A 22,846-nucleotide genomic window follows, 5' to 3' on the forward strand; every position below is an offset into this window, starting at 1 on the left:
GAGCTAGAGGCCCCAGTGACGGTAGAGGTCAGGGCGACGCTCGTCCAGATAGGGGATCTCGGCGCGGGCCCTGGACGGCGCTTGCGGATCGATCTGCGCAAAGAGCAGTTGCTCGCCCTGGGAACCCATGGCAAGGACCCGACCGAAGGGGTCGGCCACCACACTGCCACCTCCCAATGCAAAGCCGTCCTCAACGCCGGCATGGTTGGCGTAGGCAACGTAGAGCTGACTTTCCAATGCGCGCGTGGGAACAACTGTGGTGCTCACCGACTCGTAGCCGCGACCCAAAGCGGTGGGCACCAGGAGCAGCTGTGCACCTTGCAAAGCTGCCGCACGCACCGATTCAGGGAACTCGACGTCAAAGCAAATGATCATGCCCATCTTCAATCCGTGGTGGTCAATGATGGTTGCCGGACGGTTTCCGGGGCTGAACACTTCCTTTTCTTCGTCCCCGAACAGGTGGACCTTGACGTATCTGCCTCGCTCGACTCCGTCCTCGTCCACAAACGTTGAAGTGATCTCCCAAATGGATTCTCGGACCGCCGGTAGCGAATAGACGATGGCAATTGAGTGCCTGGCAGCAATTCGACGCAATTCATCGTGAAACGCAGGCAGCAAAGCGGGATCCAGCTCGTCTCGCAACCTGCGAGGTGCGTAGCCAACCACAAACAGCTCTGGGGTCAACAGCACATCGGCCCCGGCCGAGGCAGCGCGCTGGGCAGCATTGTCGATAGTGGCCAGGTTCGCGGCGTCATCCAATACGTGCGCCTGCGCCTGCATTACGGCCAAAAGCATACGTTCCTCCAGGTCTCGGTCAGTGCTCGGTATCAGCCTACGGTCACAACGCTGTTGACCGTGGTGGCCATTTGGCACCGCAGCCCGACATTCCCGGGATGATTCGCACCAACCGGGCCCGCCCCGCTTGCTTCCGGCTACAGGGCCGGAGAACTCGTAGGGTTCGCCAGATTCCGCGGTCCCCGCCGAACCGTAGCGTTGGTCCTGGCCGCCAATGATGATGCCCAAGGACGGGCGAGCATCAGGGGCATCATCCACCGTCCCGACCAGGTCGGCCCGATTCGGCAGACGCCACGTTTCCGATCGATAGCGTCCGGCAATTATCCGGCGGGCACTCGGAGGCTTGGCGGCTTGCCTCTTCGATCGTCAATTTCGTTGCCCTGCCAGGCCAGGCAGCCGACCAATTCGGTGTTGAGGATGTCAATAACCTACCCGCGAGTAAGTTATTTTCTCAAAACCCTTGCAAACCTACCCGGCAGTAAGTTCAATGGTTCTAGTCCCTTTGTAATCCAGATCACAGCTCCGCCTTGGGTCCAGCCGGATACCGGCCGCAGGACCCTCCCGATTCACCGGGCCACGGACAGTGGCGTACCTTTGTACGCCCAAAATCGCCGCGGCCGCCCGCTTCACCGCCCATCACTTCCGACCCCAAGGAGTCCAGTTGAATGCACATATTGCAGCCAAACGACACACGCTGCTGCATGCAATCATCACGGTTTTGCTCGGCCTGTTCCTCATAGCCTTCGTGGCCTTTTACGCGATGTTCTCTTCCCAAGTGGCTACCGGCGCATCTGCCCTCAACAACGGCATGGGCAAGGCCAATGACGGCGTTGCCAAGCTCGCAGACGGATCCACCGGGGCGGCTGCCGGTGCAGCAGAACTGGCCACCGGCACCGGCGCGCTCACCGAGGGCGCCCAGAAGCTGGCAACGGGCGCGCAAAAGGCCGCGAGCGGAGCAGGAAAGCTGAGCGATGGCGCGACTTCGCTGCACGCCGGGACATCCAGGCTTTCGGCCGGCGCCCAGGACGCCGTGACGGGTTCGGCCAAGCTCGGCAATGGTGCCGCGGACCTGTCCACGGGCATGCAAAAAATCGCCGCCGGCACCGATGCCGTGGATGCCGCGGCAGGCAAGCTCAACGCCGGAGCCGGCAGATTGGCCACCGGAGCCAAGGATGCAACAGTGGGTGCAGGTGCACTCAGTGCGGGATCATCTAAGTTGGCTGCTGGAGCGGGGTCACTCGCCGCGGGCACCAGCACCTTGGATGCCGGAGCACAGTCGCTCAAGGACGGATCTCTTCAGCTCTCGGCGGGCATGTCCCAGCTGGGCCTGGGCACCGGCAAGGTCAACACCGGCGCGCAGGACCTCTCGGCCGGCGCACAGCAGCTCTCGGCGGGTGCCGGAGCGGCCAACGACGGTGCGCAGAAGCTCGCCGCGGGAACGCAGGCGGCAAATGCCGGTGCGCAGAAGCTCGCCGCCGGCACCTCCAGCGCCGCCGCGGGATCCGATGCCCTTGCGGCCGGCAGCGGCCGGTTGCTCGGTGGCGTCGAGGAACTGGCAAGCAAGGCCCCCGCACTGCTCGAAGGCGTGGCGACACTCAAGGACGGCTCGGGACAGCTCGCCGACGGCAGCTCCAAGCTGGCTGCGGGAACCAGGACCCTGGCAGATGCGGCACCGCAATTGCGTGGCGGCATCGTTGCGGCACAGGAGGGTTCCGCGGGCGTCGAGGAAGGCGCCTCGGGCCTGGCCGACGGGCTGGAGAACGCCGATGCCAAAACGAAGGACCTGACGGCCGGCTCCGGACGCCTATCCAGCGGCCTGGGTGATCTTGAGGAGTTCGTGAAAGCGAACCCGGCGGTGCCCGCCGGCCTCTTGCTGGAAAAGATCAACGCACTGCATTCCGGTTCCCAGGACCTCAACGACGGAATGGAGAAGCTGCAAGCCGGGACCACCAACCTGTCCGCCGGGGCGACGAAGCTGGCCGCCGGCAGCAGCCAGCTGGCCAGCGGCATGGATTCCCTGAAGCTGGGTACCAAGGACCTGGTTGGCCAAACAGGCGCACTGAACGACGGGGCTCAGGCCATCAAGTCCGGGGCCGTCAAGCTCGATGGCGGACTGGGCAAACTCAGCGAGGGGTCCAAGGCGCTGGGCGAGGGCATCGGCACGCTGAAGGCCGGAGCCACCGACCTCGATGCCGGCGCCAAGAACCTCAACGCCGGTCTCGGACAGCTCGATGCCGGGTTCAACGACTCCGCCAAGGGCCTTCTGGTCGGACTGGGATCCCTCGGCGACGGGGCCTCCCAATTGGCCGAGGGCACCGATGCCCTGGCCGCCGGCACCACCAAGCTCAGCACCGGGGCCGGCACGCTGGCCAAGGGAACCGCTTCGCTCCAAGACGGAGCGGGCAAGCTCACCACCGGCGCCGACGCCCTGGCGGCGGGCGGCACCAAGCTGGCGGACGGCACCTCGGCCCTGGAATCCGGGGCCGACAAGCTCAACTCGGGCGCCCGCGAACTGGCGGCCGGCGGCAAGAAGCTTGCGGCCGGAACCGACAAGCTGGCCGCCGGAACCGGCGAGCTGAAGGCAGGAACCTCCAAGCTGGCAGCCAAGACCCCTGCCCTGGCGCAAGGCGCCGACTCGGCGGCGGCAGGCGCGCACAAGCTCGAGGCCGGGGCCGGCAAGCTGGCGGCAGGCAACGCCAAGCTCGCCCGCGGTGCAGACGAGCTTGACGCCGGCGCAGCCAAGCTCGCGGGTGGCACCGAGACTCTGGGGCTGGGCCTGGAGGCGTTGCGCAAGGGCAGCGGGGACCTCTCCACCGGTGCCGCCAAGCTCGACGACGGCGCCAACAGGCTCGCCGACGGAAACTCGCAACTGGCCACTGGGCTGTCCACCTTGTCCGAGGGTTCCACCCAGCTGGCCAGCGGCACCTCACGGTTGGAAGCCAGCACGCGGGCAGTCTCGGCGTCCAAGATCGGCAGTGGCCCCAGCGCGCTGTTGCTCCTGATCCCGGTGGTGTTGCTATTGATTCCGGCGCTGATCATGATCCGCAACCGCCGGCACCTGCGCGGCTAATCCGCGCCCAACATGGCGCTTGCGCCATGAACACGACAGGCGCAGCCGGTGCGGCCCTCCCCCGGGGGTCCGCGCCGGCTGCGCCCTTGTCGTTTCCAACCGGTTCCGCCACCTGCCTTGCTGCGGCCGACGGGAAACCGACAGGTCCGGGAATGCCTCGATAGTCCACGTTGCTGTACCAGTCATGGACATCAATACCATTCCCATCACCACGATGGAGGGACAGACAACTTCCCTCGCGGAACATGCAGGCAATGTCATTCTGGTGGTGAACGTCGCCTCACGCTGCGGCCTCACCCCGCAATACGCGAAGCTCGAAGCAATGCAGCGCACCTACGCGCAGCGCGGCTTCACCGTGCTTGGCTTCCCCAGCAACCAGTTCCTGCAGGAGCTGGGCAGCAACGAGGCGATCGCGGAATTCTGCTCCACCTCCTACGGTGTCACCTTTCCGGTCTTCGACCGCGTTCGCGTCAACGGCAGGAACGCACACCCGCTCTACACCGAACTGAAGAAGACAAAGGACGCCGCGGGGAAGGCAGGACGCATCACCTGGAACTTCGAGAAGTTCCTCCTGTTGCCTTCCGGCGAGACCATGCGTTTCCGGCCCCAGACCGAGCCCGATGACCCGCAGATCATTCGCGCGATCGAAGCCAATCTGCCCGGTTAGGGGAAGACCCCGCAGGTGCCCGGCTGCTTCGGCGTCCGTTGCTCCCACCGCAACCGTCTAGGTGTTCGGCCTCGGGCTCGGCTAGCGTGGAAGTTCTCTTAAAACAACTTTGAAGTGAGGAAATTCGTGGGAGCAACAATCCGCATTGGCATTGCCGGTTACGGAAACCTGGGGCGCGGAGTGCAGGCCGCGATCGCCAAGAACCCCGACATGGAACTAGTGGGCGTCTACACCCGCCGGGACCCGGCAGCCCTGTCACTGCCCGGCGGAGCGTCCGCCTTCCACATGGACGAGCTGCCCAAGCACACCCAGGACATCGACGTGTTGATCTTGTGCGGCGGCTCCAAGTCGGACCTGCCCGAGCAGGGCCCGGCATTGGCCGCTCTGTTCAATACCGTGGACAGCTTCGATACCCACGCCAAGATCCCCGAGCACTTCGCGGCCGTCGATGCCCCGGCCACCGCGGCGGGCAAGACCGCGCTGATCTCGGCCGGCTGGGATCCGGGCATGTTCTCCATCAACCGCGTCTACGGCGAGGCGCTGCTTCCCGACGGGGAAACCTACACGTTCTGGGGCCGTGGGCTGAGCCAGGGACATTCCGATGCCATCCGCCGGGTCCCCGGCGTGGCAGGCGGCGTGCAGTACACGATTCCCAGCACCGAGGCCATCGCCAAGGTCCGCGCCGGCGAGCGCCCGACCCTGGAAACCCGCGACAAGCATGTGCGCGATTGCTTCGTGGTGCTTGAGGAAGGCGCGGACGCCGAGGTTGTGCGCGAATCTATCGTGACCATGGAGCACTATTTCGACCAGTACGACACCACGGTGAATTTCATCGACGCCGCCACCTTGTCCTCCGAGCACTCCTCCATGCCGCACGGCGGTTTCGTTTTCCGCAGCGGCAACACCACCGACGCCCACGCGCAGGTCATCGAGTACTCGCTGTCCCTGCAATCGAACCCGGAGTTCACTTCCAGCGTACTGGTGGCCTATGCCCGCGCGGTGCACAAGATGAACCAGGCCGGCCAGATCGGCGCGAAGACCGTGTTTGACGTGGCCCCGGGCCTGCTCTCCCCGAAGTCCCCGGAGCAGTTGCGCGCCGAATTGCTGTAACCGGCGTCGCCGGCGTCCACGGGCGTGCGGGTTCGGACCGATCCGGTCCGCACCCCCACGGGTCCGCCGTCTTGGGAGCTGCTACCTTCGCGGTTTCCCCCTGCGCGGCTTCTGCAGCCAGGGCCGCAGCAATTGGGTGGTCACCGGCAGGAAGATGTAGGTCATCAGCGGGGTCAGGATGCAGATGTTCAGCAACACAGCGAACACCAGCGGCCAATCCCGCAGCAGCGGCAGCAGCAGCACGTTGGACAGCAGGCTCAGCGGGAAGAACGGCAGGAAGATGCTGACCGCCTGTTTCCAGCGCGGGGGCACCACGGTCTCGGGAATCGTGAGGCTGGTGTCCCCGGGCTGCTCGAACCAGCCCTCGATCCCGGTGCGGTGTTCCACCTTGGTGATTTCCACCAGTTCCGCGGCGCTGTCGATCCACCAGCGGCGTTCGGCGGATTCGTCCCAGGCGGCCAGCGCCTTGGCAGAGGAAAACCGGTACAGGACGTGCCATTCGTTGGAGTCCGGTGCGGTGCGGATCCATCCGGAGCCGAGGTATCCGTCCCACTCGCGGGCCAGTTCCTGCCCGGCCTGGACCCAAGCGTTGAAGCGTCGGTGGTGTTCTGGAAGTACCGTCCGGGTTATCGATACGGTGATGGGGGTAGCTTGTGGCATTTCCATAATCTATTCCCCTCGCGGCCCACGTCACGAATCCAAGGACAATTTCATTGATTCGAATGGCCCTGGCCCACAGATATGCCGGGAGCACTTGCGTGTTCCCGGTATTGGCTTCCGTTCCTGGAAGTGGTTGTGGAAGCGTGCGTCTATAGCCGCTTGGGCGGCGACTGGGGGCCGGTTCCATTAATCGGAGCCGGTGCCATGGAGATGTAGGCGTGGTTGCTGGGGGTGGTGATCTCGAAGACATGCCGGCCAGCGCCGGGCAAGGGGGTTTCCCTCCAGCCTGGCGCTTCCTTGGTCATATTGCAGCGTTTACAGCGTCCCGAGGAATTCTCTTCGGTGGTTTTTCCGTTCCGGCTCACCTGCACCACGTGGTCAAGTTCCTGGATCCTGCCATTGCAATAGGGGGTCCGGCAATATTGGTCGCGGACCTTGATGAACTTCTTGAGCTGTCCGGTGAAAAGCCGTCCGGCGGATTCCATCGCCACCAACTTCCCGGTTTCCGGAGCCACGTAAAGGTTCCGAAGCCAGGTATCGAGGGGGTTGTCGAGGCTCCCGGCAAGGATTTCGAGACCCTTGGCTGCACTGAGGTAGCCATGGCCCGGGACCAACACCGGATGCTCGGCTTCTTCGGTCAGGTTCTCCGCGTTCATCACCAGCAGGAGTTCCACGGGAAGGCTATCGCCGGCCTTGGTTCCCGAAAACACCTCGAATGCGGTGTCTGCGGCGACTTGGGCACGCGTTCGGTCATCCTCGGCGCCACGCGGCGCGTCCACGGCGTTGCGCACTGCCTGCAGTATCGGAAGTCCCTGTTCCAAGGGGAATCTGCCGCTGATTTTCACGGTGTAGTCGTCGATCTGGTAGCCGTCGAAGTAGCGGTTCCTGATGGCAAGATCTTCTAGGTTCGCGGCGGCTTTGGGCTCGAGGGCAAGCGCCCAGCAATGGATCCGATGCCTCAGCATGGCGGTTCCGGCCGAGAAACAAGATTGCTGCCCGTTCCACAGCAGCGCATCAATCAGCTGCCGGTTTTCGATCCTCAAGTCCCGCACTCCGGAAACCACCACCAATGCCTGCTCGAAGGTGATCAGTCCCGCCCGCAGGCCGTTGGCGGTGCTCGGCAGGTCATCGATCAGGAGCCGCGAGCTGTTCATGAAGCTTGCCCCGCTTGACGGGGAAAGATGCAAAGCCAATCCGATCTCGCCGCGGATTCCCCACGCGGGATTGTCCTTTCGAGTCCCTGCTTCCAGCCGCTCTGCGATCACCGCGTCCTCGAAGGCCACGGCCTGCGCAGATTGCTTGGCCCAGATAGCCGACTTCATGGCTTCGAGCGCACCCAAGGACTCAATGGCCTGATGGGTTCCTTCTTGTAGCGGGGCGCCGTTCACGGCCGAGGCCATACAGCGGATCCCGTCTACCCCGGTGCGGGCCACATGCTCGGACACCAGCGCGTCCAGGTCCACTCCGGCCAGTACCAGCGAATCGTAGGTGAGCGCTTCTCCGCCAAGCGTCACGGCGGCCCCGCGAATGGGGTTGCCGTTGCTTCTCGATGACGCCGTTGCCATGCTTCAATTCTAGAACCAAGCTACGACAGTTTGAATTTGACAACTAAATCTATAGTAAAAAGATTCCAACCGACGTGGCTGGCATCCGCCAGCCGTAGCGGTCGGCAAGCCAGCAAGGTTCCCCAGGAAAGTGCCTCGGGACCGCTCGCTCGCAGGTCGCGCCAATCCTCCGGGCAGGATCGCGCGGTTTCGCCGAGACTGTGCACTATCGTCCCCTGGGCCGTGGACTGCCGGCATGCCTGCCATCTACGACCAACCCACCACCAGCCGCGCCGCCTGGACCGGAATCGTCGGGTCCACGCCGGTGAGTTGGGCAAAGCGCTTCAGCCGGTTCATCAGCGTGTTGCGGTGGCAATACAACTGCTCCGCGGCCTGCGCAATTCTGCCGCTCTGCAGGTAGGCATCCACCGCCTCGCGCAGGCGGCGGCGTTCGGTCGCCCCGCACTTTTCCAAGGCGCGTTCGACCTCGCCAAGCCCCGGCGCCCCCTCCCGATCGAGCTCGCGCCTGGCCATTCGCGCCCAGCCCCGGGCCCAGGTCATGGCACCGGGTTCCGCCGGCTCGAGCAGCTTCGCCAAGGAGGCAGCCACCGCCGCGGCATGCGGCACGCGCTCCAGGGTGCAGCCCTCCCCGATCAATCCACAGCTCAGGCGCTCAAGGCTCGCATAGAGCCGTTGCGCCCCGGAACCTGCGCGGAGCCCCAGCGGGAAGAACACCACCAGCGCATCTGCCATGGAATACGTGAACACTTGGCTGTCGGCCTGCGCATTGGCCAGCGCCAGGCGCAAGGCGGGGATGTGGTCCCACATCGCCACCGCCACCACGTATTCGGTCTCCAGATCCTGGCCGAGCTCCTCGGCTATCCGTTCCAGGGCTGCGGGGGTCAGGCTTTTCTCGCTGAAAAGTGTCGCCAGGTAACCCTGCCGCATGCTGGCCGCCTCCGCCTGGATCCTGGCAAGCTCGGCGACATAGGCCCGCTGGGTTTCCCCGGCGTAGCCGTCCACGACCTCCCAGACCCGGGCGGTGTGCCCGACCAGCAACTGGGCGTCCCCGGGCTCGGCAATGCCGGTGATGGCCTCCCAGATCACCGAGAAGTCCAGGCGGATCGCCGTCATCAGCGCTTCGATCGGAACGCCCGCCCGGGCGCGGGAAACGCCCACGTCAAGGGCGATGGCGTCGCGTTCGCGCAGGTAGTCCGGTTCGTCGTCCTCGGCCTTCATCGCCAGGATCAGGGCCTCAAAGGAAGCACTGCCGGTGCGCCTGATTTCGCTGGCCGGCAGCGGGGAAACGGCGTAGCTGGGAACGGCGCCGAGGCGCTCGATGAATTCGTCGGTCAATGCCCCGACGTCCAGTCTCTCCAGCAACGCGACCCAGCGTCGCGCATCGTCGGATTGGTCGTTTTGCGTGATCCTCGGGAAATCTGACGTTAACATTCCCTCATATTATGTGCATTTGCACCGTTTGTGGCACGTAACTCGTTGTGAAACGTGCGCCATGTCACCGCGCATCCTTGGCAAGATGGTTCTCGTCCCCACCATCCGGATGGCATGCAGCGACGCAAAGGCCCTCCCCTTGAGATTCAGGCAGAAAATCCCATGACTCACACTGGAACACTCGAAGCGGGTGCAACACGGCAAATCTCCGACAAGGAGGCCACCAAGGTTGCCATCGGCGCCCTCATTGGCACCGCCATGGAGTGGTACGACTTCTTCCTCTTCAGCGCCGCCGCGGCCTTGGTCTTCAACGTCCAGTTCTTCGCCAGCCAGAACGCCACCGCGGCCGCCATGGCCGCTTTCGCAACCTTCGGCGTGGGACTCGTGGCCCGCCCCGTCGGCGGCATGATCTTCGGCGTGATGGGCGACAAGATAGGGCGCCGCAAGACGCTGATGGTCACCATCGTCGGCATCGGCGTCATCACCGGCCTGATCGGCCTGCTGCCCACCTACGCCGCCATCGGGATCGCCGCCCCGATCCTGCTGGTGCTGCTGCGCATCGCCCAGGGCCTGTTCGTCGGCGGCGAGTGGTCCGGCGCCATGACCATCGTGGTGGAAAACGCCCCGCTGCACCGCCGCGCCCGCTACGCGGCGCTGCCGCAGATCGGCTCACCGATCGGCACCATCCTCTCCTCCGGCGGCTTCTTCCTGATGACGGTGTTCTTCTCCAAGGAGAGCTTCGACGACTGGGGCTGGCGCATCCCGTTCCTGGCGGCCATCCCGATGCTGCTCGTCGCCCTGTACATCCGCAGCCGCCTCGACGAGTCCCCCGTCTTCAAGGAACTCATGGAAAAGGGCGAGACGGAAAAAGCCCCGATCCGCACCACGCTGAAGGAATCCTGGAAGCAGATCATCATCGGCATGGCCGCCGGCATGCTCGGCATCGGCGGCTTCTACCTGGTCACGGCATTCGTGGTCTGGTACGGCGTCAATGTGCTGGAGTACGAACGTTCGCTGATGCTGGCCGGCGGCATCATTGCCGCCGTCGTGGAAATCCCCGTGCTGATCCTCGGCGGCCGCCTCGGCGAGCGCTTCGGTTCCTCCAAGGTCATCACCTACGGCGGCATCTTCTCCGCCATCATCGCCTGGCCGGCCTTCCTGCTCATAGAATCCGGCGTCGACGTGCTGGTGATCCTGGGCATGACCCTCGCCGTCGCGGCGCTCTCGCTGCCCTACGCGGCCTCCGGCACGGTGCTCACCGGCCTGTTCCCGGCCAAGACCCGCTACACCGGCGTGGGCTTCGCGCAGAACACCGCCGGCATGATCTCCGGGTTCATCCCGCTGGCCGCCACCGCCCTGGTCGCCGCCGCGTCCAACCACTGGTGGCCCGCCGCCGCCATGCTCATCTTCCTCTCGCTGTTCACCGCGGTGGCCGGCGTCATCGCCCCGAAGCTCAGCGTCGACCTGCCCGGCTTCAAGCACTAACGCCCTTCCCGGCGGGCACCGCACCAGTCCCCCGACTCCCGCGGTGCCCGCCGCACCCTTCACACTTCTGACGCACCACCACAAAGGACCACCACAGCCCATGACCATGTCAGCCGGACACCTCATCGTCCAGACCCTCGAAGCCCACGGCGTTCAGCGCATCTACGCGGTGCCGGGCGAAAGCTACCTCGATGTCCTCGACGGCCTGCACGATTCGAAGATCCACACGGTGGTCACCCGCCACGAGGGCGGTGCCGGGTTCATGGCGCTGGCCGAGGGCAGGCTCTCGACGGTGCCGGGCATCGCGATGGTCACCCGCGGCCCCGGAGCCGCCAACGCCATGATCGCGATCCACACCGCCTGGCAGGACGCCACGGCCATGGTGCTCTTCGTGGGCTTGATCCCGCTGGCCGACCGCGGCCGCGACTCCTTCCAGGAATTCAGCCTCGAGGGCTGGTTCTCCACCACCGCCAAGGGTGTGTACGTGCTCGATGACGAGCACCAGGCCGGGGACGTGGTGGCCCGGGCGCTGCGCCTGGCATCCACCGGCCGCCCGGGTCCCGTGGTGGTGGGACTGCCCGAGGACGTGCTCATCCGGCTGACCGACTCCCCGGTCCCGGACCTGCTCCCGCTGCCCGATGCGGCCCCGAGTGCCGCCGGCCTCGAGAAGCTTTCAACCATGCTCGGAGCCGCACGGCGCCCGGCCATCATCGTCGGCGGCGACGGCTGGGACGCCGCCACCGCGCAAGAGCTTGCCGACTTCGCCGCGGCCGCCCACGTCCCGGTGCTCGCCGACTGGCGCGCCTATGACGCGATCGACCACGACTCCCCCGCCTACGCCGGCTGGCTGGGCTACGGCCGGGCCGAGCGCACCGTTGCCGCCCTGAACGATGCGGACCTGCTGGTGTTCGTCGGCTGTACCCGCTCCGACGTGCTCTCCGAGGGCTACAAGGCCGCCCTGAACACCCCCACCATCCTGGTCTCCAACGATGCCGAGCTGGTGGGCCATGCCGGGCGCATCGACGCCCACCTGGGAGTGCGACCAGCGGAGCTCGTCGCCGCCCTGCCGGCCGGCGAATCGCTGCGCGGCACCCGCGGCCCGGAATGGATGGCGCGGCTGCGCACCGAACAGCTGGCCTTCACGATGCCCGGCGCCGACGGCGGCACCGGCGTGGACCTGGGACTGGCCTTCGAGGCGCTGGAAGCCGCCCTGGATGCCGACCGGATCATCACCTACGGAGCCGGAAACGCCACCCTCTGGGGCCACCGCTACCTCTCCCACCACGGGCCCAAGTCCCTGGTGGGCCCGCGCAACGGCGCCATGGGACTCTCGGTCCCGGCCGCCGTGGCGGCAAGCATCATGCACCCGGGGCGCCACGTCGTGGCCATCTGCGGGGACGGGGACTTCTTCATGAACGCCCAGGAACTGGCCGTGTCCTTCGCCCACGGCGGGACCCCGCTCATCATCGTCGCGGACAACGGCATCTTCGGCACCATCGTCGACCACCAACGCCGGCACTATCCGCAGCGTCCCTCGGGCACCTCGATGGAGAACCCGAACTTCGCGCAGTGGATCGAATCCTTCGGCGGGCACGGCGAATTCGTCGAAACCACCGCCGACTTCGCACCGGCGCTGGAGCGGGCCCTGGCCAGCGGCCTGCCCGCGGTGCTGCACCTGTTGACCGACCCGACCACCATGGGCCCGGGCACCGTGGCGCACCGCGCGGAGGCCAACGCATGAGGCTCGATGCGCTGGTGCGCGCCGGCACCATCCTGACCATGGACGAGGAGCGCCCCACGGCACGCGAAATGGGGATCATCGGCGGGCGCATCGTGGGATTCGACGAGGAACTCGCCGGCTGCACCGCCGACCGCACGGAAGACTTCGGCGAGGCAACCATCACCCCCGGGTTCATCGACGCCCACTGCCACACCACCTGGTGGGGCCTGGGCCTGGCCGCCCTGGACCTCTCCGAGGCACGCGGGCTGGAGGAACTCTACGCCCTGCTCGACTCCGAGATGCAGCGGCTGGCCGCCTCCCCCGGCGTGTGGCTCAACGGCACCGGCTTCAACCACAAGAACCACGACGGCCAGTTCCCCGACATCGAGCGGCTCGACGCGATCACCGGGGACCGACCGCTCTACCTGCGCCACATCTCCGGGCACGCCTCGATCACCAACACCGCCACGCTGCGTTTGGCCGGGGCGCTGGAGCCTGGCTTCGAAAACCCCGTGGGCGGCGCCGTGGTGCGCGATGCCCACGGGGCTCCCACCGGGCTGGTCGAGGAAGCCGCCCAGGGAATCATCCAGCAGATGCTGCTGCCCTACTCCACGGACCAGATCGTCGGCGCCCTGGATGCCGCGACGGCCCGCTACGCGGCCGAGGGCATCACCTCCTTCACCGAGGCCGGCATCGGCGGCGGCTGGATTGGCCACTCCCCCGTGGAGGTCACCGCCTACCAGCGGGCCCTGGCCGCCGGGAAGCTGCACGCCCGCGCCCAGCTCATGCCGACGCTCGACGCCCTGCGCGCGCAGGAATCCCACGCCGCCGACGCCCACGGCACCGGCACCGGGTCGGGACTGGACCTGGGCATCACCGCCGGGTTCGGCAACGAGCACCTCTCGCTGGGACCGGTCAAGGTCTTCATGGACGGATCGCTCCTGGGCGCCACCGCCGCGGTGACCGAGGACTATTGCGGGCACCGGCACAACACCGGCTACCTGCTCGACGACGCGCAGGCCTACCGGGACCGCATCGCTGCCGCCTACCGCTCCGGCTGGCCCGTGGCCCTGCACGCCATCGGGGACGCGGCCATCGACCTGGCCATCGAGATCATCTCCGGGCTCCAGGACAAGCACGGGCCCAACGCCCTGCCCAACCGCATCGAGCACTTCGGCATCGCCCGTCCCGACCAGGTCGCGGCCGTTGCCAAACACGGGATCGCGGTGACCCCGCAGGCCTCCTTCATCGGCCCGCTGGGCGACCAGTTCGCCAAGCTCGTCGGGCCCGAGCGCGAGGGCTGGCTCTACCGCGGCCAATCGCTGCTGGAAGCCGGGGTCCTGGCCGCCGGCAGCTCGGACTTGCCCGTGGCGGACAACAACGTGCGCCGAGCCATGGCCTCGGCCGTGGACCGGAAGACCGAAAACGGGAAGGTGCTCGGCGGGGCCGCCGAATGCCTCTCCCCGCTGGAGGCCCTGCGGCTCTACACCGTCAACGCCGCCCAGGCCACCGGCCTGTTCGCCGACCGCGGGTCCCTGGCCCGCGGCAAGCTCGCGGACTTCACGGTGCTTTCCGAATCCCCGCTGCTCGCCAAGGACATCGCCGCGCTGAAGGTCCTGGGAACCTTCGTCGGCGGTCAATCCAGCCACGTGCGCACCGACGTCGCCGTCCCCGCCAACGCCTGACACCCACCCACCCCGGCCGCCACACCACCTTGCAGGAGACCCCCATGAATTCTTTCGACAGCGCATTCCTTGCCGACTTCACCTCGATGAGCAGCCACGGCGCGACCGCCGGCGGCGGCGTGGACCGCCAGGCCGCCACCGTGGCCGACGGGCAGACCCGCAACTGGTTCCGCGGCCTGGTGGAGGGCCACGGCTTTTCCGTGCGCTACGACGCGGTCGGCAACCAGTACGCGATGCTGGAGCTGGCCCCCGGCGCCCCGTGGATCGCTGTGGGCTCGCACCTGGACTCCCAGCCGCTGGGCGGCCGCTTCGACGGCGCCTACGGGGTGCTGGCCGGGGCGCATGCCGCCAGGCGAGTGCAGGAATCCCTCGCCGGGGACGCCGGCACCGCACTGTTCAACATCGTAGTCATCAACTGGTTCAACGAGGAGGGCTGCAGGTTCAAGCCCTCCATGATGGGCAGCTCCGTCTACACCGGCAAGCTCGCGGCCGCGCAGGTGCTGGAAACCACCGACCCCCACGGCGTCACGGTGCGCGAAGCGCTCGAGGCCATCGGGACCATCGGCGACTTCGAGCTGCCGGTGGCCGCCTATGTGGAGATCCACATCGAGCAGGGCCGCTCCCTGGAGGACCGGGGCCTGGCCATCGGCCTGGTCGAATCAACATGGGGCGCGAACAAGTACGAGTTCACGGTGCACGGCGACCAGGCGCACACCGGCGCCACGGTCATCGCCGACCGCCAGGACGCGCTGCTGGGCGCCTCCGCACTGGTGGTTGCCGCCCGCGAGATCGCCCTGGAACACTCCACGGACGAGCACATGGTGATCACCTCCTGCGGGGAGTTCACCGTCTTCCCGAACTCCCCGGTGGTGGTGGCCAGCCGCGTGAACCTGCTGGTGGACGTGCGCTCCACCGACCCGGACGTGCTGGCCGCCGCCGATGCGGACCTGCACCGGCGCGTGGCACGGATCGAGAAGATGGCCAATGTGCGCATCGAGCGCGGCAAGGAGCACGTGTGGGGCGCCAAGGCCTACGACAAGGCCGGCCTTGAGCTGGCGGCGCGGGCCGCGGACTCGCTGGGCCTGAGCCACGGGGTGGTGCGCACCCTGGCGGGACACGATTCGACGAACATGAAGGACATTGTCCCCACCATCATGCTCTTCGTGCCCAGCGTCGAGGGCGTCAGCCACAACGAACGCGAGCTCACCCACGATGCGGACATGCTCAAAGGCGTGGACCTGCTCGCCGAGGTGCTGGCCCGCGTGGTGCGCGGCGAATTCGTTTCCCCCGCCGGGAGCGTGCGGGAAGCCGCCGGGGAAGCCTCGCGCGTGTCCTGAGCGTGCGTGCCGCCGGCCGATTGCCGGGGGCACGCTGGCTTGGCCTAGGCGGTCCCTGCCCGCGCGGATAGCAGCAGCTGCGCCAGGGACATCGGAGGCTGCCCGGTGATCCGCTCGATGTCGCCGCTGACGTTCTCCAGGTCGCCGGCGGCGATCGCCAGGTAGGTGGAGACCCACGCGTCGAGCTGCCACTGCGGTGCCCCGTAGGAGGCCCGCGAGGCGTAGGCCTCCTGGACGCTCTCGTTGACGTAGGAGACCTCGCGCGGGCCGACGTCGCTGAGCACCCGCGCCACTTCGGCCAGGGACAGCGCCTCCGGGCCGGTCAGTTCGTAGGTCGCGCCCACATGCCGCTCCGGTTCGCGCAGGATGGCCGCGGCGGTCCGGGCCACGTCGTGGCGGGCCACCACGGCCGCCCTGCCCTGACCGGCCGGCCCGCGGATGACCCCGTCCGCCCCCGCCATCTCCGGCAGGAAATCGGCGTAGAAGTTGTCGCGCAAAAACGTGTGTTGCAGCCCGGAGGCGCGGATGTATTCCTCGGTGGCGTAGTGGTCGCGGGCCAGGGTGAACACCGCATCCTGGGCTGCGCCGACGAACGAGACATAGACGAGGTGCCGCACCCCTGCCTCGACCGCCGCATCGACGAAGTCGCAATGTTGTTCCAGCCGCTCCCGGCTTTCGGACGCGGAGACCATGAACACGGTCTCGGCCCCGGTGAGGGCGGTGCGTGTGGCCGAGGTGTTTTCGTAGGCGGCCTGCAACACCGTGGCCCCGTCAAGCGGGGGCGCCTTGCGCGGGGTCCTGGCCAGCAGGCGCTGCTTCACGCCCGCGGCGCTGAGCAGCGCGGCGACCTTGCCGCCGAGCTCCCCGGTGGACCCGGTCACGGCCAGCGGCGGCGGAATGAGGTTCATGGTTACATTCCACCACTGATCCCGGTTCCGGGCATAGGATCCGGTCCCGGCCACGTGCCGCGGCATCCCCGGCCCACCGGGCCCGGACCGGGCATTCGATGTGCTTCAGGGCATGGATTTCCGGGCGCGTCGGGGCGATGCTGGAAGCATGAAAACGTTGAACCACAGCGCCGTGTATGTGGAAGCAACACGGGCAGACATCCACGATCTTGTCCGCACCCTCGTCGACGCCATCGGCGCACCCCAGGTCCAGGTCCTTGCCGGGACCACCGACCGCACGGCCCCGCACCGGTGGGCCCACCCGGACAGCGCCGAACTGGATGCCGTGACGGAGCAAAGGCTGCGTCTGGGCTACCGGGTGTGGCTGACGCTGCAGAGCATGGAGGATCCCGGAACCACGGCGGCGTGGCTGCAGGCCGCCAATCCCCTGCTCGACGATGACCGGCCGCTGGACTTCATTGCGAAAATGCACGCGCAGCAGGTGGTGAACGCGGCCGAGGCGCTGGTGACCCACACCGCGAAGCGCTAAGGGCAAAGGGCTGTTGCCGCCCGCCCGTGCCCTAGACCCACAGGTGCGGGGCAGGCCTGCGCGCACCGGGCAAGGCGGTGTCTTCGCGCCAGCGTGCCACCCATTCGGGCAGCTCCAGGCCATCGGGCACCTTCAGGCCGGCCTTGGCAAGGATCTCTTCGTTGCCCACCGGCCCCTTCTTCGAAAGCAGCCGGGTGGCCATGACCGCATGCACGTAGATTTCCCCGTTGGCGACCATGCGCTGCTCGAAGTAGATGCACTTGTCGTCCATGCCCAGGATGCGGGTTTCCTGCGTGAACTTCTGGTTGAAGACCACTGACTTGCGGAAGGTGATGGTCTCGGACTGGACCACGGGACTCCACTTGTTCTTCTTCATGATGTCCCACACCCCGGCCCGGACCATCAGGTCGAAGCGGCCCAAATCGAAGAGGGAAAAGTACATTCCGTTGTTGATGTGCCCGGCAATGTCGATGTCGGTGAGCAGGGCGCGCATCGGCACGGATGAGGTATCGAACATGGAAAGCTTGGGGCGTTTGCGGGCCGTGGCAAGCAGGACCAGGAGGCGAAAGAGTACATGCATGAAACCCATGCTACTCAAGAGTAACTTGACTGTCACCCGGCTCACACCAATCAGTGATTGACATTCATCAATGGGTTGCTTCAAAATTGAATACGGACACCACCGTGTTTCCATCCTTCGCATCCACCTCCAGGACCCCACCCATGGCCCCGCGCGCACTACGACCCTTCGCCCACCGCGACTATCGCATCCTCCTTATCGCGATGGCCATCAGCGTGTTTGCCCACGGCATGTGGGCGGTGGCCATGGTCTACCAGGTCAAGCACCTGGGAGGCGGCCCTGCCCAGCTTTCGGTGGTGGCCACCGCAACGTCGCTTGGCCTGCTCGGCTTTGTGCTCGTGGGCGGCATCACCGCGGACCGGGTCAGCTGCCGAAAGATCATCATCGTCGTCGAGGCCGTCTCCCTCCTGGTGATGACCGCCGTGGCGACGCTGGCCCTCACCGGAGCCATGGAACTTTGGCACCTTGCAGTGGCCGGCTTCATCCAGGGTGCCGGTGCCGCGTTCTTCTTCCCTGCCTACTCGGCGCTGCTGCCCCGCATCCTGCCGGCCGAGGACCTGCTCGCGGCAAACGGCATGGAGGGAATGTTCCGCCCGGTGCTGCAGCAGGCCGCGGGTCCGGCCATTGCCGGCGTGCTGGTCGCCTCGTTCAATCCGTCGATGGCAGTGATCGGGATTGCGGTCTGCCACCTTGTCGCATTCCTGGTCCTGAACATGCTGGGGCACCACAAGGCCTACGACGCGCACCTGGAAGCCAACCAGAAGCGCCCGAGCGTCTTCGCCGATTTGCGCGAGGCCGTCGGCTACACGGTTGGCACCCCGTGGCTGCTCTGGACGCTCCTTTTCGCCGTCATCTCGGTGCTGAGCTTCATTGGCCCCGTTGAGGTGCTGCTGCCCTTCGTCGTGGAGGACCAGCTGGGAGGCGATGCCAAGACCTTTGGGTTCATGCTCGCCGCCTACGGCATCGGCAGTGCAATTGGATCGATGGTGACCTCGTCCTTCCCGCTGCCGCGGCGCTATCTCACCTTCATGATCATGTTCTGGGGATTCGGGACCCTGCCGCTGGCGTTGATCGGCTTGACCAGTACGCCGCTTGCGCTGGCCATCATCATGGTCATCCCGGGCATCACCGGCGGACTCGGACAGGTCATCTGGGGCACTCTGTTGCAGCGCCGCGTTCCGCACCACATGCTCGGCAGGATTTCTTCGCTGGACTTCTTCGTCTCGCTGGCGCTCATGCCGGTGTCCATGGCCCTGGCCGGACCGCTTGCCGAAGTCGTTCCCTTGTGGATGATCTTCGTGGTGGCAGGCGTGGCTTCGCCGGTGATCGGTGTCGTGGCATGGTTCGCCGGACGAATGTACCGGGATGAAATCGAGCATCCCCTGGATCGTGAGGCAGCGCCGCAGCCGACGGACGCCTGATCCGCAATTGCTTGCCGGCACTGTCAGTGCCGGCAGGCGACATGATGCAAGGGCCAAGTTGGTCGACCCTTGCATCATGTGACCTGCAGGCCGTGAGGGCCGCATGATTCGGGATGCCTGTGGAAAACGCTCCCAAAGACTTGGGAACGGGGCTAGGCTGTCTGCTAATTGACTCCGACCGAATCGTAGGCCCTTGGCATGTTTACGAAAATCAAGCAAGTCATTGTTGTTTTCTGCTCGGGTGCGCTGCTGCTCGCAGCAGCAGGATGCAGCGGAAATGCCGACCCGGCCGAGCCCACGAATTCAGCTCCGACATCAACGCCCACCACAGCAAGCTCGCCACCGACGACCTCGCCGAGCCCAACCGCCAAGCCGACTCCCAAACCGATTCCTGCCAGCTCCAAAGGACCGGGGAAGAACTGGCAGGTTCCCAAAATGCCCGAGGCCGCGAAGCAGAAATCGGAACAGGGGATCAAGGCGTTTGCAACGTATTACTACGACCTCGTTGAATACACGATACAAACGAATGACACGAAGCCGATCAAAAAAATCACAACCCGTTCATGCGTTGAGTGCGGCGAAGTATTTATTGACCCATTCGACAACAACAAGAAGGCTGGTTCGTGGATTGCAGGAGCCACCTTCGACGTATTCGATGTAGTGGTAACCAAGACTATTTTGCAAGCGGACCACGGCATCGCTCTCTACACCACAGCTCAAGAAGAGATGACTCTCTATATGAGCGATGGAACCTTGCAAGGCGTCTTCCCAGCTATGCCTAAGCCCGCGCCGGTGATGATGCAGCTTCATTATGAACGAGGTTGGATGGTCGATAGCGTGGAGTACTTGGATGAAAAATCTTAGCCGTTCGCGTGCGTTCATCATTCTCTTGGCATTTGGGCTGCTTTCTGTCCCAGTCGCGGAACCAGCCTCGGCTGCCAAAGAGAAACTCTGCACAAGTGTAGAGCGCATGGGGAATAGCATCATCGAAATTCAGGTAGCTTGTCCCGAGGAAAGCCTCGAGGACTCTTCGAGTTTCGTTAACAACCCCCGAAAATCCAAGACAATCTCAAATGGCCCAAAACTTCGATACGAGGTTAAATATTTCAGCGAATGTCGTCCCGACCTGACTCTCGTGCTCTCGTGCGATGCAGTCTCCGACCCGACTTGTCCCGAAGGCGGTTATCGAACTATTCGAACAATACGCGCAACTAACGGCCCAAGGAAAGGACAAGTGATTTCGACTACGCAATTCTGCCGATTTGAACCACCTACGTCCATTCCAGGCGCGGAGGGCGACATTGCGAAGGTTACACTGCAAGATTTTCGGCGGCTGAAGATCCTGGCGTCTGTGATCATCAGCCAGCCGGAAAGCTTCTCGCTGCGCAACGGGCATGCCCACATGTATGCAAAGTCGAAAACCCAGAACTTCAACGTAACCATTTTCGACCAGAACGTCCGGATCCGAGCCATACCGGTTTCCTACGATTGGACCTACGGAGATGGGACTTCGCGGAGCCTAAGCTTCCCGGGGACGCACGCGAGCAATCGCGGCTTTGACGTGCCGACAACGACCAGCCACGTCTATAAGGAAACAGGCGACTTCGGCGTTGGGTTGTCCACTCGGTTCCGCGGCGAATTCTCTACCGAGGGCGGGCCATGGACACCGATCCCCGGTTTCGCCAACGTGCCAAGTGAACAAGTCACGATGAGCGTGTGGCGTACCAAGAAAATCCTTGTGGCGGAGAACTGCAACCAGGAATCCAGCGCCCCAGGCTGCACCTCCCCCTTCGACAACTAGTGCCTTGTCCGGTACCGCGGTTTACTTCGCGTTGGACAAATTGCAGGTGTGCCCGTGGCTGTGTCACAGGTACGGTCGGGTGATGAACTCGATGTAGTGGCCTGCAGGGTCCAGGAGGTACACACCGTGCCCGCCGTGTTCGGTGTTTGTCTGGCCCGGGCGGGTTCGCTGCGGATCCGCCCAATGCTCGATCTCTCGTTCCCGGATCCGCGCATAGGCGCGGTCGAAGTGTTCCTCATCGACCAGGAACGCGTAGTGCTGCGGCGGGAAGTCAATGGGCGGTTCGGCGAACTGCAGCATGACCCCGTCATCCAGCTGGATGTTGGTGAACGGTCCCCAGCTTTCAATGCGGCGGGCCTCGGCGATGTCGACATAGAACTGGGCCGAGGCCTCGCGGTCCTTGGCGGCAATGATGGTGTGGTTGAAAGAAATGCTCATGGTGTTTTCCTACTTCTCGATTCGGGGGCTCCGAAGGACGTAGGCAACGCATGGCCCGGTTGCCAGGCAATTGAAGACCGTGTTTGTGTGCCGGATACGGAGGGGCCCTTGCATAACGCAAGATTGTCATCACGGCAGGACCGAGACAGGACCTCGGAGCGCTGCGACGTGGCGACAACGTGAGTTGCCTTGACCTCCCGGTAGCTCAGCCCATCTGGGGCACATCAAGAATTCTTGCACGCCGCGGAACCGGGGTTCAAGGAGAATGCCCGCCAAGTGCCACGGAACCTGTCCAGCCAATCTGCGCGTCCCCACGACCTTGCCCGTTGCGGGCACCCGGGGGCCACCAAGGATTAACCTTCCGGACATCCATCCTTCCTAAGGTCTAGTTCACGACCTCGAGCCATCGCGTTCGATAATCCCCTCTGGTCGAAATCCGTTTGAAAGGCGCACCATGTCTACTTTTTCCTCCGTCCCCCGCCGCGGCATCCTGCTCGGCGGCACAGCCGCCGCGGTCTCCGGCCTCCTTGCCGCCGGTGCCCGTCCGGCCGCAGCCTCCACCCCCAAGAAGCAGGGGACCCCGGCGAGCGCAAAGCTGAAGTTCGGCCAGGACGGCAAGTTCAAGATTGTCCAGTTCAACGACACCCAGGACGGTCCGCGGACCGACCGCCGCACCCTTGAACTCATGGACGCGGTGCTGGACTCCGAGAAGCCGGGCTTCGTGGTCATCAACGGGGACGTCATCAATGGCTCTCCCGCCAACGCGACGGAGGTCAAGCAGGCCCTCAACAACGTCGTCCAGCCAATGGAGTCCCGGAAGATCCCGTGGGCCCTGACCTTCGGCAACCACGACGAGGATTCACTGTCGAATGGCACGAAGATGACCGAGGCGAAGATGCTCGAGTTCGTGCGCAGCTACGACTACAACGTCAACACGAAGGAAGACGAGATCTTTGGCTCGTCAAACTCACAGTTGCTCATCGCTTCGTCCCAGGGCAGCAAGCCGGTCTTCGGCATCTGGCTGCTCGATTCGGGCCGCTACGCTCCCGAGAAGATCGCGGGGCAGGACTTTGAGGGCCTGAAGTCCTACGACTGGATCCGTCCGGAGCAGATCGATTGGTACCGCGAGACCTCCCGTGCCACCGAGGTGCGTCATGGCAAGGTCCAATCGTTGATGTTCTTCCACATCCCGCTGTGGGAGCACCACCACATGTGGTACGGATCCCAGTTCACCTCCAACGACGCGGACCATGCCAAGGCCGTGGCGAAGCACGGAATCGTGGGGGTGAAGAACGAGGACGTCTACGTCGGAGCGTTCAACTCGGGCCTGTTCGCCGCCATGCAGGAACGCGGCGACGTGCGCGGTGCATACTGCGGGCACGACCACATCAACACCTTCATGGGCGACTACTACGGCATCGAGCTGGGCTACGGCCCGGGCACAGGGTTCGGCACCTACGGCCTGGGCGGCGCCGAGGAACACAGCCTGCGCGGCGCACGGGTCTTCGAGCTCGACGAAAAGCAGGATGGCGTCTACTCCGGCACCCGCACCCTCTTCGCCAAGGACTACGGGATCGACATGGATCCCAAGCGCCAGCCGCTCGCCGAGCCGCTGCCCCTGCCCAAGCGGTAACGAAAAAAGAC

Annotated in this window: 19 protein-coding genes; 12 read left to right on the forward strand and 7 right to left on the reverse strand. The window is 65.3% G+C overall.

Features of this window, described 5'->3' with window-relative positions:
* Positions 1–3: 3 nt before the first annotated feature.
* On the reverse strand, positions 4–795 hold the full coding sequence (locus ACIPVK_RS11185) for a carbon-nitrogen hydrolase family protein (RefSeq protein WP_407612054.1): 792 nt from the start codon (positions 793–795) through the stop codon (positions 4–6).
* Positions 796–1,456: 661 nt separating this feature from the next.
* On the opposite strand from ACIPVK_RS11185, the gene ACIPVK_RS11190 reads away from it, so the two are divergent.
* The 3 genes from ACIPVK_RS11190 to ACIPVK_RS11200 all read left to right on the forward strand — a co-directional run bounded on the left by ACIPVK_RS11190 (position 1,457) and on the right by ACIPVK_RS11200 (position 5,642).
* The gene (locus tag ACIPVK_RS11190; protein ID WP_407612055.1) at positions 1,457–3,865 is read left to right on the forward strand and encodes a hypothetical protein; all 2,409 of its coding nucleotides are present in this window, start codon (positions 1,457–1,459) and stop codon (positions 3,863–3,865) included.
* 184 nt (positions 3,866–4,049) lie between these two features.
* A complete protein-coding gene (locus tag ACIPVK_RS11195; RefSeq protein WP_407612056.1) occupies positions 4,050–4,532 on the forward strand; it encodes a glutathione peroxidase in 483 nt (160 codons plus the stop codon).
* Between the two features lie 126 nt (positions 4,533–4,658).
* Positions 4,659–5,642: a diaminopimelate dehydrogenase gene (locus ACIPVK_RS11200; protein ID WP_407612057.1), complete on the forward strand. Its 984-nt coding sequence runs from the start codon at positions 4,659–4,661 to the stop codon at positions 5,640–5,642.
* Between the two features lie 81 nt (positions 5,643–5,723).
* Here ACIPVK_RS11200 and ACIPVK_RS11205 read toward each other — a convergent pair whose 3' ends face one another.
* The 3 genes from ACIPVK_RS11205 to ACIPVK_RS11215 form a co-directional block, all read right to left on the reverse strand.
* Positions 5,724–6,302, reverse strand: coding sequence for an antibiotic biosynthesis monooxygenase (locus tag ACIPVK_RS11205; RefSeq protein ID WP_407612058.1), 579 nt, complete (start codon positions 6,300–6,302; stop codon positions 5,724–5,726).
* A gap of 149 nt (positions 6,303–6,451) precedes the next feature.
* Positions 6,452–7,867: a DUF222 domain-containing protein gene (locus ACIPVK_RS11210; RefSeq protein ID WP_407612059.1), complete on the reverse strand. Its 1,416-nt coding sequence runs from the start codon at positions 7,865–7,867 to the stop codon at positions 6,452–6,454.
* Positions 7,868–8,113: 246 nt separating this feature from the next.
* Positions 8,114–9,298, reverse strand: a complete 1,185-nt coding sequence (locus tag ACIPVK_RS11215) for a helix-turn-helix domain-containing protein (RefSeq protein WP_407612060.1) — start codon at positions 9,296–9,298, stop codon at positions 8,114–8,116.
* A gap of 162 nt (positions 9,299–9,460) precedes the next feature.
* Here ACIPVK_RS11215 and ACIPVK_RS11220 point away from each other — a divergent pair, with 162 nt between their 5' ends.
* The 4 genes from ACIPVK_RS11220 to ACIPVK_RS11235 all read left to right on the forward strand — a co-directional run bounded on the left by ACIPVK_RS11220 (position 9,461) and on the right by ACIPVK_RS11235 (position 15,525).
* Positions 9,461–10,783: an MFS transporter gene (locus tag ACIPVK_RS11220; RefSeq protein WP_407612061.1), complete on the forward strand. Its 1,323-nt coding sequence runs from the start codon at positions 9,461–9,463 to the stop codon at positions 10,781–10,783.
* Between the two features lie 100 nt (positions 10,784–10,883).
* Positions 10,884–12,524 carry a thiamine pyrophosphate-dependent enzyme gene (locus tag ACIPVK_RS11225; protein WP_407612062.1) on the forward strand — a complete coding sequence of 547 codons (1,641 nt, stop codon included), beginning with the start codon at positions 10,884–10,886 and terminating at the stop codon, positions 12,522–12,524.
* On the forward strand, positions 12,521–14,188 hold the full coding sequence (locus tag ACIPVK_RS11230; protein WP_407612063.1) for an amidohydrolase: 1,668 nt from the start codon (positions 12,521–12,523) through the stop codon (positions 14,186–14,188). Before ACIPVK_RS11225 ends, ACIPVK_RS11230 begins: the two co-directional genes overlap by 4 nt.
* 44 nt (positions 14,189–14,232) lie before the next feature.
* Complete coding sequence (locus ACIPVK_RS11235) at positions 14,233–15,525, forward strand: M20 family metallo-hydrolase (protein ID WP_407612064.1); 1,293 nt, start codon at positions 14,233–14,235, stop codon at positions 15,523–15,525.
* Positions 15,526–15,569: 44 nt separating this feature from the next.
* Here ACIPVK_RS11235 and ACIPVK_RS11240 read toward each other — a convergent pair whose 3' ends face one another.
* A complete protein-coding gene (locus ACIPVK_RS11240; protein WP_407612065.1) occupies positions 15,570–16,433 on the reverse strand; it encodes an SDR family oxidoreductase in 864 nt (287 codons plus the stop codon).
* 148 nt (positions 16,434–16,581) lie between these two features.
* Between ACIPVK_RS11240 and ACIPVK_RS11245 the strand changes: the two genes are divergently transcribed.
* Positions 16,582–16,962: a hypothetical protein gene (locus tag ACIPVK_RS11245; RefSeq protein WP_407612066.1), complete on the forward strand. Its 381-nt coding sequence runs from the start codon at positions 16,582–16,584 to the stop codon at positions 16,960–16,962.
* Between the two features lie 31 nt (positions 16,963–16,993).
* Here the strand turns inward: ACIPVK_RS11245 and ACIPVK_RS11250 are convergent, their stop codons facing one another.
* Positions 16,994–17,542, reverse strand: coding sequence for an acyl-CoA thioesterase (locus tag ACIPVK_RS11250; protein WP_407612067.1), 549 nt, complete (start codon positions 17,540–17,542; stop codon positions 16,994–16,996).
* Between the two features lie 143 nt (positions 17,543–17,685).
* On the opposite strand from ACIPVK_RS11250, the gene ACIPVK_RS11255 reads away from it, so the two are divergent.
* The 3 genes from ACIPVK_RS11255 (at position 17,686) to ACIPVK_RS11265 (ending at position 20,764) form a co-directional block, all read left to right on the forward strand.
* Positions 17,686–18,963: an MFS transporter gene (locus ACIPVK_RS11255; protein ID WP_407612068.1), complete on the forward strand. Its 1,278-nt coding sequence runs from the start codon at positions 17,686–17,688 to the stop codon at positions 18,961–18,963.
* A gap of 198 nt (positions 18,964–19,161) precedes the next feature.
* A complete protein-coding gene (locus ACIPVK_RS11260) occupies positions 19,162–19,827 on the forward strand; it encodes a DUF6318 family protein (RefSeq protein ID WP_407612069.1) in 666 nt (221 codons plus the stop codon).
* A gap of 370 nt (positions 19,828–20,197) precedes the next feature.
* The gene (locus ACIPVK_RS11265) at positions 20,198–20,764 is read left to right on the forward strand and encodes a hypothetical protein (protein ID WP_407612070.1); all 567 of its coding nucleotides are present in this window, start codon (positions 20,198–20,200) and stop codon (positions 20,762–20,764) included.
* A gap of 63 nt (positions 20,765–20,827) precedes the next feature.
* On the opposite strand, the gene ACIPVK_RS11270 is transcribed toward ACIPVK_RS11265, so the two are convergent.
* Positions 20,828–21,202, reverse strand: coding sequence for a VOC family protein (locus tag ACIPVK_RS11270; protein ID WP_407612071.1), 375 nt, complete (start codon positions 21,200–21,202; stop codon positions 20,828–20,830).
* A gap of 454 nt (positions 21,203–21,656) precedes the next feature.
* Here ACIPVK_RS11270 and ACIPVK_RS11275 point away from each other — a divergent pair, with 454 nt between their 5' ends.
* Positions 21,657–22,835: a metallophosphoesterase family protein gene (locus tag ACIPVK_RS11275; protein WP_407612072.1), complete on the forward strand. Its 1,179-nt coding sequence runs from the start codon at positions 21,657–21,659 to the stop codon at positions 22,833–22,835.
* Positions 22,836–22,846: the final 11 nt, after the last annotated feature.

It is taken from the genome of Paeniglutamicibacter sp. MACA_103, assembly GCF_045798555.1.
Classification (GTDB): domain Bacteria; phylum Actinomycetota; class Actinomycetes; order Actinomycetales; family Micrococcaceae; genus Paeniglutamicibacter.

What these genes read in the sequence shown, in the direction of transcription:
- ACIPVK_RS11225 (WP_407612062.1), top strand. Translation starts at nt 10,884, where the DNA reads ATGACCATGTCAGCCGGACACCTCATCGTCCAGACCCTCGAAGCCCAC.
- ACIPVK_RS11260 (WP_407612069.1), top strand. Translation starts at nt 19,162, where the DNA reads ATGTTTACGAAAATCAAGCAAGTCATTGTTGTTTTCTGCTCGGGTGCG.
- ACIPVK_RS11250 (WP_407612067.1), bottom strand. Translation starts at nt 17,542, where the DNA reads ATGCATGTACTCTTTCGCCTCCTGGTCCTGCTTGCCACGGCCCGCAAA.
- ACIPVK_RS11270 (WP_407612071.1), bottom strand. Translation starts at nt 21,202, where the DNA reads ATGAGCATTTCTTTCAACCACACCATCATTGCCGCCAAGGACCGCGAG.
- ACIPVK_RS11255 (WP_407612068.1), top strand. Translation starts at nt 17,686, where the DNA reads ATGGCCCCGCGCGCACTACGACCCTTCGCCCACCGCGACTATCGCATC.
- ACIPVK_RS11230 (WP_407612063.1), top strand. Translation starts at nt 12,521, where the DNA reads ATGAGGCTCGATGCGCTGGTGCGCGCCGGCACCATCCTGACCATGGAC.
- ACIPVK_RS11205 (WP_407612058.1), bottom strand. Translation starts at nt 6,302, where the DNA reads ATGCCACAAGCTACCCCCATCACCGTATCGATAACCCGGACGGTACTT.
- ACIPVK_RS11235 (WP_407612064.1), top strand. Translation starts at nt 14,233, where the DNA reads ATGAATTCTTTCGACAGCGCATTCCTTGCCGACTTCACCTCGATGAGC.
- ACIPVK_RS11240 (WP_407612065.1), bottom strand. Translation starts at nt 16,433, where the DNA reads ATGAACCTCATTCCGCCGCCGCTGGCCGTGACCGGGTCCACCGGGGAG.
- ACIPVK_RS11210 (WP_407612059.1), bottom strand. Translation starts at nt 7,867, where the DNA reads ATGGCAACGGCGTCATCGAGAAGCAACGGCAACCCCATTCGCGGGGCC.
- ACIPVK_RS11185 (WP_407612054.1), bottom strand. Translation starts at nt 795, where the DNA reads ATGCTTTTGGCCGTAATGCAGGCGCAGGCGCACGTATTGGATGACGCC.
- ACIPVK_RS11275 (WP_407612072.1), top strand. Translation starts at nt 21,657, where the DNA reads ATGTCTACTTTTTCCTCCGTCCCCCGCCGCGGCATCCTGCTCGGCGGC.
- ACIPVK_RS11215 (WP_407612060.1), bottom strand. Translation starts at nt 9,298, where the DNA reads ATGTTAACGTCAGATTTCCCGAGGATCACGCAAAACGACCAATCCGAC.
- ACIPVK_RS11195 (WP_407612056.1), top strand. Translation starts at nt 4,050, where the DNA reads ATGGACATCAATACCATTCCCATCACCACGATGGAGGGACAGACAACT.
- ACIPVK_RS11245 (WP_407612066.1), top strand. Translation starts at nt 16,582, where the DNA reads ATGAAAACGTTGAACCACAGCGCCGTGTATGTGGAAGCAACACGGGCA.
- ACIPVK_RS11220 (WP_407612061.1), top strand. Translation starts at nt 9,461, where the DNA reads ATGACTCACACTGGAACACTCGAAGCGGGTGCAACACGGCAAATCTCC.